This window comes from Mesorhizobium sp. M7A.F.Ca.CA.004.12.1.1 (genome assembly GCF_003997835.1).
In the GTDB taxonomy this organism is placed as follows: Bacteria; Pseudomonadota; Alphaproteobacteria; order Rhizobiales; family Rhizobiaceae; genus Mesorhizobium.
The window spans coordinates 1-10,253 of sequence record NZ_RZRK01000137.1 but is presented as its reverse complement, the minus strand read 5'-3'; the positions used below and the strand labels follow the sequence as shown (position 1 = coordinate 10,253).

Sequence of the window (10,253 nt, the reverse complement as noted above, 5' to 3'; positions counted from 1 at the left end):
GCGGAGGGCGATAGAGACGATAGGCGAGGCGGCCCCGCCACGACATCTGCCGGTATTCTGCAACGGTCAGCGTCCGGATGTCGCCCATGCCGCGTTCGTCAAGATTGCCGGCGCTGGCGTGGTGCGTCGCGTGGGCGCGCCGCCAGCAATCGTAGGGCGTCAGCGTCAGGATGCCGAGCGCGCGGCCAATCCAGTCGTCCGCGTAACGATTGGCGAAGAAGGAGCCGTGGCCGCAATCGTGCTGGATCATGAAGATGCGCACCAGAAACCCGGCCGCGGGGAGGATGAGGACCAGTCCCCACCAATGGCCATAGGCATAAGCCGCCGAAGACAGCCCCCAGAGTATGGCGAATGGAATGAGGGTGATGGCGAGTTCGACGGCGCTGCGCCGCCTGTCAGGCTTCTTGTAGCGGGCGAGAATCTTCAACCAGGCGCGCTTGCTGTTGGCGACCGCCTCAGGGGAAATCATGTTCATCAGGAAGCATAGGCGGGGCGCCTCGCCGCCGCAAGGCAACATCACGCAAAATTACTGTGCGTAATTGTCGCGTAGCTTGGCGATCGAGCCTGCCAACCCGCCAGCTCGACCTGCTGATGGCTCTGAGCGTCGGTTTTCCGCTGGTCGATCGCTATTCGCGATCGAGGATAGGGCAGCCGCGCTCGGTGCCAAAAGTCACGCGCACGCGGTCGCCGCCCTGTCTGCCGCGGACCGTGATCTCCCGGCGGCCGACGGACTCTATCCTTGCGCGGCGGATGCCCATTCGGTCTGCCTTGTCGAGAGCCCGGTCTTCCGTGCAGCCTCGTTGACGGCGGTCGCGCCGATCGTCGCGACGGGGGCCTTCGCAATCGTCGTAGGCGGGGTCGCAATCTTCCATGAGCTTCAGCCGCGGGCCATGTTTGCCCAATTGCAGCTGAAGATTGTCTGCTTGTGCCGGAAAGGCCGCCAAGGTGATGGCGCCGAGGCCGACAAACGCTATCAGCGATGAGGTGATCGAAACCTTGCGCATTTACGTCCTCCATTGAACCACAACACATCTATCCTTAGATGGTTCGGCTCTCCCCGGCTATTGCCGATAGGAGGTTTGCTGCCAAGATCGATTGTTGCGTTACCGCCGGCGCCAGCCGATGTCACCGCGCTCCGCCCCATCGAGGCGGTCGAGCAGTTCTCTGAACCGATCGGGGATGTCGGCCTCGGTGCGGAAGGCCGGCAAGGTGCGCAGAAAGCGGGTCACCGCCTCGGCGCCGAACTGGCGCCTGATCTCGATGGCCAGCCCCTCTGCCTTTTCGCCCATGTTGCGGGTCATCATCTCAAAATCCTGTGTCGGCTTCGAAACTCCTGCAGCAAGAGAATGGTTCCCCCATCATGCCTGTATGGCAAGCAAAGCCCGCGGTTAAGGTAAAATTTGAATTAAAGTCGAAATGTCTTGCCTGTCATTGCCCGGCCTTGGCCGGCGGCTTCCATAGTCGCTTACCCCTTGATTTTTGGCCACCAAACATCGATATCGGGCACAAAATCCACATCATTCGAGATTGACGGGAAACGGCGATGAGCGACCAGGCAAAAGACGAACGCGCGCCCGACGAAGTCGAGGCGACCGAGCCCACAGCCGAGCGCACGGAAGGCAGCACCGACGGCGACTATGAAGCCCTTGTGCGGCTGCTGAAGGAAAATGAAGAGCTGAAGGACCGCGCGCTGCGCGTGGCGGCGGAGATGGAAAACCTGCGTCGCCGCACGGCGCGCGATGTGCACGATGCGCGAACCTACGCGGTCGCGAATTTCGCCCGCGACATGTTGTCGGTGTCGGACAATCTGCGCCGCGCGCTGGATGCGATTCCCGCCGAGGCCAAGGCATCGGGTGACGCCGGCTTCAAGGCGCTGATCGAAGGCGTCGACCTCACCGAGCGCGCCATGCTGTCGGCGCTGGAACGGCATGGGGTCAAGAAGCTCGCGCCGGAAGGCGAGAAGTTCGATCCCAATTTCCACCAGGCGATGTTCGAAGTGCCCAATCCGGATGTCCCGGCCAACACCGTGGTCCAGGTCGTGCAGCCGGGGTATTCGATCGGCGACCGCGTGCTGCGCCCGGCCATGGTCGGCGTCGCCAAGGGTGGTCCGAAGTTCGCCGCCGCTGAAGCACCGGTTGAGCCGGGGCCGGTGAACGAGCAGGCTGAGAAGGATGCGTAGTTAGGGCAGTAAGGGAGTAAGGGAGTAAGGGAGTAAGGGAGCGTACCAACGGTGCGGCTTTGTGATAAACATACTCTCCTATTCTCCTATTCTCCTCTTCCCTTACTCCCCTGGTCTGCATGAATGCCATCGCGCTTCTCGACTATGCCGGTGTCGCCGTCTTCGCGGCGACCGGCGCGCTTGCGGCTTCGCGTAAGCAGCTCGACATCATCGGCTTCCTGTTCCTGGCCAGCGTCACCGGGATAGGCGGCGGCACGCTGCGTGACGTCATCCTCAACCTGCCGGTTTTCTGGGTCGCCAACTCCGGCTATGTGCTGGTCTGCGCCGCGGTTGCGGTGCTGGTCTTCTTCAGCGCGCATCGTGTCGAATCGCGCTGGAAATGGCTGCTCTGGCTCGACGCCATCGGGCTCGCCGCCTTTTCGGTGATGGGCGCGGCCAAGGGGCTTGCGATTACCGGCTCGCCGGTCGTCTCCGTCATCACCGGCGTGCTCACCGCCACTTTCGGCGGCATTTTGCGCGATCTCCTTGCCGGCGAGCCATCGGTGCTGCTCAGGCCCGAAATCTACGTCACGGCCGCCCTTGCGGGTGCCGGGCTTTACACGCTTGGCGATCTTGCCGGACTGCCGCCGCTCACCTCGAACCTTGCCGGCTTTGCGGCGGCGTTCCTCGTGCGTGGCGGTGCGCTCAAATTCGGCTGGTCGTTTCCGTCCTACAAGAGCCGACCCGGCCGGCGGCCGGAAGATATTTTGTGAAAGGAAGCGAATAGCGAGTAGCGAATAGCGAATAGCGAATAGGAGCTGAACGAGATAGCTCTCGCTACTTTCTATTCGCTATTCGCTATGCTGCGAAGCGCTGGGCTTCGCCGCCATAGTAGTTGACGTAGCGGGCGCCGATTTCCTTGACCGGCATCACGACGAACACATCGACCGTCGAGAATTCGCGATCGATGACGCAGCCGTCGCCGATGCGGGCACCGACGCGCAGATAGCCCTTGACCAAAGGCGGCATCGCGGCGATCGCCGCCTTGGCATTGACGGCCTCGATCGGCATCAGGTCCATCGAGCAGTAGCGCCCGGACACCGCGCGCACGTCCCAGGCCGAATTGGTGCGGCAGTGGTGGGCGAGGTAGGTGAGCGCCTCGGCATGCGCCGCCGGCACGGTGCCGTGGAAGGAAGCGCAACCAGTCATCACACCGATTTCGTAATGGTTGATGTAAGCCCAGATGCCTTGCCACAACGCCTCGATGGTGCGCTTCGAGCGGTATTCCGGCAAAACGCAGGAGCGGCCGAGTTCAAGGAAACGCTGGCCGGGGTGACGGGCGATGAGCTTGGTCAGCTCGAATTCACCTTCGGAATAGAAACCGCCGGCCGTGGCCGCGATTTCTTGCCGCAGCAGCCGATATGTGCCGACGATGCGGCGATGTTCGGGACCGGAAAGCGTGGTGTCCAAAACAAGCAGATGATCGCAGAGCGGATCGAACCGGTCGGCGTCACGGCGGTCATGGGCCTGGAACAGGTCCTTCCTGGCGCCAAGTTCGTCGTAGAACACCCGGTAGCGCACTTCCTGCGCGGCCGCGATCTCGGCCTCGTTGCGAGCGAGCCGCACTTCAAGATTGCCTATACGGCCCAGCGCCGCGCCCTTTATGACGGAATCGACGTTACGTCCGGCAAGCAAGGCGCTGCTGGCGTTCGGCCGAGTGTCACATTCCGGCATAACTGTATGCACGAGTGATTCTCCTTCGAGCCATCCCTCTTGGCACGGGGATACGGTGTAGGTGCAACAGGATTGTGACAGTACCGTGATACGACGCCGTGGGCAATACTTCGTCGGCTGGCGAATACGATCAACCGGCTACGTTTAAGTGATCGCGCGGTGCGGATGGGCGGTGGAAAGCTCAGGCTGCGACGACCTGGCCCTCGACGGCATTGACCAGCGCCTCGGGGTCGAGCGGCTTGGTGACAAAGCCGCTGGCGCCATGGGCCAACACCGCATGGCGGGTCTTTTCCTGGCTGTCGGCCGACAGCACCATGATCGGTACCGGCCGCACGGCACTTTCTTCCTCATGGCGGCGGATGGCGGCGATCGCGTCCAGCCCGTCCATGACCGGCATGTGCAGATCCATCAAGACCACGTCGAAGCGGTCCTTGTGCGCGGCGCCGGTGACAGCCTCGACGGCGGCCTTGCCGTTGCCAACCACCCTGACGCGATGCCCGGCCTTCAGCAGCGTGGCGCGGGCCAGCATGGCGTTGATGTCATTGTCCTCGGCGATCAGCACCGACAGGCCGCGCTGGCGGTTGCCGACGGCGCGCAGCGACGGCGCGCCGCGCTTTTCGGGCTGCGGCGGGCCGAGGCTCGGAGCATGGCTGCTCAACAGCACACGCAAAAGTGTTCCGCCGCGCACTGGCCTGGCCAGGAAGGTTGCGTAGCCGCTGGCACGGAACTCGCCAAGCATGCCGCGATCGGTCGGCGCGATCAGCGTGATCGCCTCACAGTCGGAGAAACCGCTCTGGCGCAGGCGCTTGAGCAGCCTTCCGTCGCCTTCTTCCATCGCTGCATCGACCAGGATCGCATCGCAGCCGGCGGCGAAAGGCGCGGCCTGTGCTGCAGTGGTGGCGATGTCGACCGCGCCGCCATTGGCGCGGATGGTGCGGGCGATGGCGTCGGCCTCGACGGCGTTCTTCGACAGGATCACCGCGCGTCTGCCCGAGAGAGCATTCTGGTGGCCCTGCGGCGCTTCGGTGGCCGCTATCGCAGGGATTTCGAAGACGAATTCGGATCCCTGGCCGAGCCGGCTGGATACCGAGATCGTGCCGCCCATGGCGGCCACCAGGCGTCTGGAGATGGCAAGGCCGAGGCCGGCCCCGCCATGTGTGCGTGTCGACGTGCCGTCGGCCTGCTCGAATTCCTCGAAAATGCGCTCCAGGTCGGCGTCACGCAGGCCCGGACCGGTATCGGCGATGGTGAAGCATATGCGGTCGCTGGTTTCGGTGCGTGCGCGTGCTATGCTCACCAGCACGCCGCCGCTGTCGGTGAACTTGATGGCGTTGCCGATGAGGTTGAGAAGCACCTGCCTGACCTTGCCCGGATCGGCGGTGATCAATTGCGGCACGTCGGGTTCGACATGGCAACCCAGTCCGATATCCTTGGCGAAGGCGCGCGCCGCCAGCAATTCGATGATGTTGTCGGCGATCTCGCGCACCGACATCGGCTGCGGCTCGGGGTCGAAGCGCCCGGCTTCGATCTTGGAATAGTCGAGAAGATCCTCGATCAGGGCAAGCAATGCGCTGGCCGAGGTCGAGACGGCGCCGACATAGGTCTGCTGCTCCGGCGACAGGCTGGTGTCGGCGAGCAACCTGGCCATGCCCATGATGCCGTTCATCGGGGTGCGGATTTCATGGCTGACGGTAGCGAGGAAGCGCGATTTGGCCTGGCTGGCATATTCGGCCCGTTCGCGTGCGGTGATCAGCGACGATTCGGCGCGTTTGCGGGCGGTGATGTCGCGGGCGATGGCGCGGTGTGAAACGGCGCCGCTGTCCTTGTCGCGCACCGACAGTTCGATCCAAGAGAACCAGCGCTGCCCGCTCGGCGTGCTGATGGAGACATCGGTGGAACTCAGGCACTCATGGTCGGAAAAGGCGGCATCGGGAACCATGCCGACCTCGATGCCCAGTTCCGCCAGGGTCTTGCCGGCGAGGTCGCGCTGGTCGATCTCGACGAGATCGGCGAAGACCTTGTTGGCATAGACGATGTAGCCGTCGCGGTCGCGATGGATGACGAGATCGCCAAGCGCGTCGATCAGGCCGCGAAAGCGCTCGTCGCTCTCCTGCATCTCCCACATGCGGTCGGCCAGCGTCTCGATCTCGGCGCGGCTGCGGGCAGTGGTTTCGTCAAGAAGGGCGGAGGTGCGATGTTCGCTCCGCCTGGCGCGCAAATGCAGGGCAAGGCCGGCAAGGCCGGTTGCCAGCAATGCGACGCTGATGAAGATCGGTGCCCCGGTCAGATGCGCCAGCCCGGCCACCAACACGATGGCGACGAATGTCAGAAAGGGCAGGCTTTCGCGCCTGGAGAATTCCGGCTCGGGCACCAGCGGCGGCGCGGCGACGAAGCGCCGCGTCGACGCCGGCGGGAGCACCGCATCGACGTCGTCGCCAGTGTCCGCCTGTTGGCTGCCGGATTCCGCGATCATGCGAAATCCTTGCCAGACAGAGATTATGGAAAATTGCGGCGGATCGTTCGAATTTTAGCGGATGAGCGCTTTTTGCCGAGGCGCGGCGGGTTTGCCGCCAGATCTGGCGATTCCATCCCTTCCGGCAGTTGGGCGGAGTCACATATCCACGACGACGCGGCCGCGGATCTTGCCGTCGACGATGTCGTGCGCGGCATCGACGATGCCGTCGAACCCGATGGTGCTGGACAGGCTGGCGAGCTTCTGCAGATCGAGGTCGGTGGCGATGCGGCGCCATGCCTCGAGGCGGACTGCTTTAGGCGCCATCACTGAATCGATGCCGAGCAATGAGACGCCGCGCAGGATGAAGGGCGCGACGCTGGCCGGCAGGTCCATGCCGCCGGCCAGGCCGCAGGCGGCGACCGCGCCGCCGTAGGAGGTCATCGACAGCACATTGGCCAGCGTGTGGCTGCCGACTGCGTCGATGCCGCCGGCCCAGCGCTCCTTGGCCAGCGGCTTGGCCGGCTGGGCAAGCTCCTCGCGCGATATCACTTCGGCGGCGCCAAGGTCGATCAGAAAGGGGCTTTCGGCATTGCGGCCGGTGGAAGCAATGACATGGTAGCCGAGGCTGGACAGGATCGAGACCGCGACCGAGCCGACGCCGCCGGCCGCCCCCGTCACCACCACCGGGCCGCGATCAGGCAGGATGCCGTGCCGCTCCAGGGCCATGACGCAGAGCATGGCGGTATAGCCTGCGGTGCCGACGGCCATCGCGTCATGCGGGCTGATGCCTTGCGGCAGCGGCACCAGCCAGTCGCCCTTGACGCGGGCGCGGCCAGCATAGGCGCCGAAATGGGTTTCGCCGACGCCCCAGCCGTTCAGAATGACCTTGTCTCCGGTGCGCCAGTCGGGATGCGAGGACGAGACGACGGTGCCGGCGAAATCGATGCCCGGCACCAGCGGCCAGTGGCGGATCACCGGCGCCTTGCCCGTGATCGCCAGGCCATCCTTGTAGTTCACCGTCGTTGCCTCGATCGCGACGGTGACATCGCCTTCCATCAGGTCGGCCTCGGTGAGATCGGTTACGTTGACCGACTGCTTTTTCTCGGCGTCACGCGAAACGAGGATGGCTTTGAAGGTTTCGGACATGTCTTTCTCCGCGATCTTGTTTGGCGACATGAACTGTGCGGCGATGGCCGCACGGGGTCAATCCTTGGAAGGTCTGGCTTTGGGTTCGCGTCCCCAGCCGAACAGCTCGTCGAAGACGACCAGTGCCGCGCCCACCGAAATGAAGGCGTCGGCAAGGTTGAAGACGGCGAAGGACCACACCGGCGTGTGAAACAGAATATAGTCGATGACGTGGCCGTAGACGGCGCGGTCGATCAGATTGCCCAGAGCGCCACCGACGATCAGCGCAAAGCCGGTGCGGGCAAGGATCTGGGACGGCGCGATCCGCGTCGCCAGGAACAGCACGAAAGCAACGACGACAAGCGAGATGACGATCAACCCGGTGTCGCCGAAGGACGAGAACATCGAGAAGGCGATGCCGGTATTGTAGGTGCGGAACAGCGCCAGGAAGGGCAGCAGATCAACCTTCTCCTGAAAAGGCAGATCGGCCTCGACCAGGTATTTTATCCACTGGTCGAGCGCGATGGCCGCGACGACAAGCAGTGCGTAGGGAGACCATGATCTCACGGGCGGGCAACCTTCATTGCTGGTCCAGGATTGGCTCGAGCTTGAGCGCGCCGCGCCGGATCTCGAACAGCATGATGCCGGTGGCAACGGCCAGATTGAGCGAATCGGCACGGCCGGCTTGCGGAATCCTGAGCAGCCTGTCGCAACTCGCAGCCAGGCTTTCGGGCAGTCCCTGCTGCTCGTTGCCCATCATCAGCAGCACGGGCCCGCGTGAAAAATCGACCGAGCGGTAGTCGACGGCGCCTTTCAGGTGGGTTCCGGCGACGAGGCCTGAAAACCCGCCTCGCCAGGCGAGGAAAGCCTCGGTTGTCGCTTTGGCCACCGGCACGGCAAAGATCGAACCCATGGTGGCGCGCACCGTCTCCACGGAGAATGGATCAGTGGTATCGCCGACCAGGATGACGCCTTTGGCGCCGACGGCATCGACGGTGCGGATGACGGTGCCGAGATTGCCGGGGTCGCGCACCCGGTCGAGCGCCACCCAGACGTCGCCATTGTCGGCGCGGACATCCTTCAAGGCGAGGAATTTTTGCGAAAAGACGCCCACCACCATTTGCGGATTGTCGCGGCGGGTGATGGCCACCAGCACCTTTTCCGACACTTCGAGCACCATGCCGCCGGCGGCAACCGTGCGTGCGGCCACCTTCTCCACCGCCGCGTTGCCGCGCCCGGCCTTGGCGAAAACCAATGTCCTGATCTGCCAGCCGAGATCGAGCGCATCGATAACCAGCTTCAACCCTTCGGCCATGAAGGCGTTCTGCTGGTCGCGGAATTTCTTCTGAGCGAGCGCCTTGATGTCCTTGACCAGCGGATTGGCGAGGCTGGTGACCTCCTTCACCTGGCCAGGTGCGCCTGCATGCCGCTCGTTCATTCAGCCACCCAGCGCGAAAACAATGAGGTCGAGAGCGCCCGGCCAGCGGACTTTTCACGGATGATCAGCTCACCCGATTCAATCTTGCCGCCCATGCCGGCAAAGGTATCGCGCATCAGGGCGTGGATGGCGAAGAAGGAGGCGCGGATCGAATAGGCGGTCAGCACCACGGCAAGCGGCTTCGGCGTCAGGATCGCCCGGCAGAGATCGGTCAAATCGGGCAGATCCTCGAACAATTGCCAGACCTCGCCCTTGGGGCCACGGCCATAGGCCGGCGGGTCGAACAGGATGATGTCGTAGCGGCTGCCGCGGCGCTCCTCGCGCTCGGCGAATTTGACCGCGTCGTCGACGATCCAGCGGATCGGCTTGCTGCCGAGGCCGGCCATCTCCTGGTTTTCACGGGCCCAGCCGATCGCTTTCTTCGAGGCATCGACATGGGTGACCTCGGCGCCGGCGCGAGCCGCCACCAATGAGGCGAGACCGGTATAGCCGAACAGGTTCAGCACCTTGACCGGCCGCTTCGCCGCCGCGATCAGCCCGGCCATGTGATCCCAATGGGAGGCCTGCTCGGGAAAGACGCCGACATGACGAAACGAGGTGAAACGGCCGAGATAGTCGATGCCGTCATGCTTCATCGGCCAGGTCTCGCCGAGCGGCAGCTTGGGGAAACGCCAGCGGCCGATGCCCTCCTCGTCGGTGTCGCCGGTGAAGACGGCGTCGGCACGCTCCCATTCCTTTGCCGGCAAGGCCTTTTGCCAGATCGCCTGGCCCTCGGGCCGCACGATACGGTAGGGGCCATATTGTTCGAGCTTTTGGCCGGTGCCGCTGTCGAGCAGCGCATAATCGGCATTGGGCGCCACTTCCAGGATCACGGGAAGATGTTCGGCGGGCAGAGCGCCTTCGCGGCGGGCCAGGATGCGCGGCGCCGAGTTCGGTTCGGAACGACTTTCCGTCTTCGCCTCATGGCGCTCGCGCGGTGGCGCTTCCGGTCTGGCGGGAGCCTGGCCGGGACGCGGACGTGACACGTCCGCCGCACCCTTCGCGGATGGATGTGGACGGTTGTCGCGGCGTTTGTCGCGAAAAGACTTCAAGCGGGGGCAACTCCGAACGGCGTGGCCGCTTTTGACATAGGGCAACCGGCTTCGCAACCAAGTCCGACAGGTCGGCCTCTCCGGTTCAGGTTGGCCGCGATGGACCAATGTCAAAGAAACAGGCAAATCTACCGGATGTCCCGCTCCGAACGCCTGCTCGACCTGATCCAGTGCCTGCGCCGGCATCGCCGGCCAGTGAGCGGACAGGCGCTGGCCGATGAACTCGGGAGTTCGATTCGCACACTCTACCGC

General features: G+C 64.0%; 12 protein-coding genes. 3 read left to right on the top strand and 9 right to left on the bottom strand.

What is annotated here, in order from left to right; all coding sequences use genetic code 11:
- The 3 genes from EN984_RS10005 to EN984_RS09995 all read right to left on the bottom strand — a co-directional run.
- Positions 1–475 (bottom strand): fatty acid desaturase (locus EN984_RS10005; RefSeq protein ID WP_206517417.1); only part of this gene is annotated, 475 nt, incomplete at its 3' end.
- Positions 476–626: 151 nt separating this feature from the next.
- The gene (locus EN984_RS10000; protein ID WP_127269664.1) at positions 627–1,004 is read right to left on the bottom strand and encodes a hypothetical protein; all 378 of its coding nucleotides are present in this window, start codon (positions 1,002–1,004) and stop codon (positions 627–629) included.
- A gap of 99 nt (positions 1,005–1,103) precedes the next feature.
- Positions 1,104–1,304: a hypothetical protein gene (locus EN984_RS09995; RefSeq protein WP_127269662.1), complete on the bottom strand. Its 201-nt coding sequence runs from the start codon at positions 1,302–1,304 to the stop codon at positions 1,104–1,106.
- Positions 1,305–1,543: 239 nt separating this feature from the next.
- Here EN984_RS09995 and grpE point away from each other — a divergent pair, with 239 nt between their 5' ends.
- Both grpE and EN984_RS09985 read left to right on the top strand, forming a co-directional pair.
- The gene (grpE, locus tag EN984_RS09990; protein ID WP_127269660.1) at positions 1,544–2,179 is read left to right on the top strand and encodes a nucleotide exchange factor GrpE; all 636 of its coding nucleotides are present in this window, start codon (positions 1,544–1,546) and stop codon (positions 2,177–2,179) included.
- Between the two features lie 119 nt (positions 2,180–2,298).
- Positions 2,299–2,931 carry a trimeric intracellular cation channel family protein gene (locus EN984_RS09985; RefSeq protein WP_127269659.1) on the top strand — a complete coding sequence of 211 codons (633 nt, stop codon included), beginning with the start codon at positions 2,299–2,301 and terminating at the stop codon, positions 2,929–2,931.
- An 85-nt stretch (positions 2,932–3,016) separates the two neighbouring features.
- Here the strand turns inward: EN984_RS09985 and EN984_RS09980 are convergent, their stop codons facing one another.
- The 6 genes from EN984_RS09980 to EN984_RS09955 form a co-directional block, all read right to left on the bottom strand.
- On the bottom strand, positions 3,017–3,892 hold the full coding sequence (locus EN984_RS09980; RefSeq protein ID WP_023812526.1) for a GNAT family N-acetyltransferase: 876 nt from the start codon (positions 3,890–3,892) through the stop codon (positions 3,017–3,019).
- A 181-nt stretch (positions 3,893–4,073) separates the two neighbouring features.
- A complete protein-coding gene (locus tag EN984_RS09975; RefSeq protein WP_127272653.1) occupies positions 4,074–6,365 on the bottom strand; it encodes a PAS domain-containing hybrid sensor histidine kinase/response regulator in 2,292 nt (763 codons plus the stop codon).
- A 138-nt stretch (positions 6,366–6,503) separates the two neighbouring features.
- Entirely contained in the window at positions 6,504–7,493 is a 990-nt protein-coding gene (locus tag EN984_RS09970; protein WP_127269342.1) for an MDR family oxidoreductase, read from the bottom strand.
- A 57-nt stretch (positions 7,494–7,550) separates the two neighbouring features.
- Positions 7,551–8,039: a signal peptidase II gene (lspA, locus tag EN984_RS09965; protein WP_127269341.1), complete on the bottom strand. Its 489-nt coding sequence runs from the start codon at positions 8,037–8,039 to the stop codon at positions 7,551–7,553.
- 13 nt (positions 8,040–8,052) lie between these two features.
- On the bottom strand, positions 8,053–8,910 hold the full coding sequence (locus tag EN984_RS09960) for an RNA methyltransferase (protein WP_013529576.1): 858 nt from the start codon (positions 8,908–8,910) through the stop codon (positions 8,053–8,055).
- Complete coding sequence (locus EN984_RS09955; protein WP_023812530.1) at positions 8,907–10,001, bottom strand: class I SAM-dependent rRNA methyltransferase; 1,095 nt, start codon at positions 9,999–10,001, stop codon at positions 8,907–8,909. Before EN984_RS09955 ends, EN984_RS09960 begins: the two co-directional genes overlap by 4 nt.
- A gap of 135 nt (positions 10,002–10,136) precedes the next feature.
- Between EN984_RS09955 and EN984_RS09950 the strand changes: the two genes are divergently transcribed.
- On the top strand, positions 10,137–10,253 hold a 117-nt coding region (locus tag EN984_RS09950), incomplete at its 3' end, for an HTH domain-containing protein (RefSeq protein WP_127383722.1).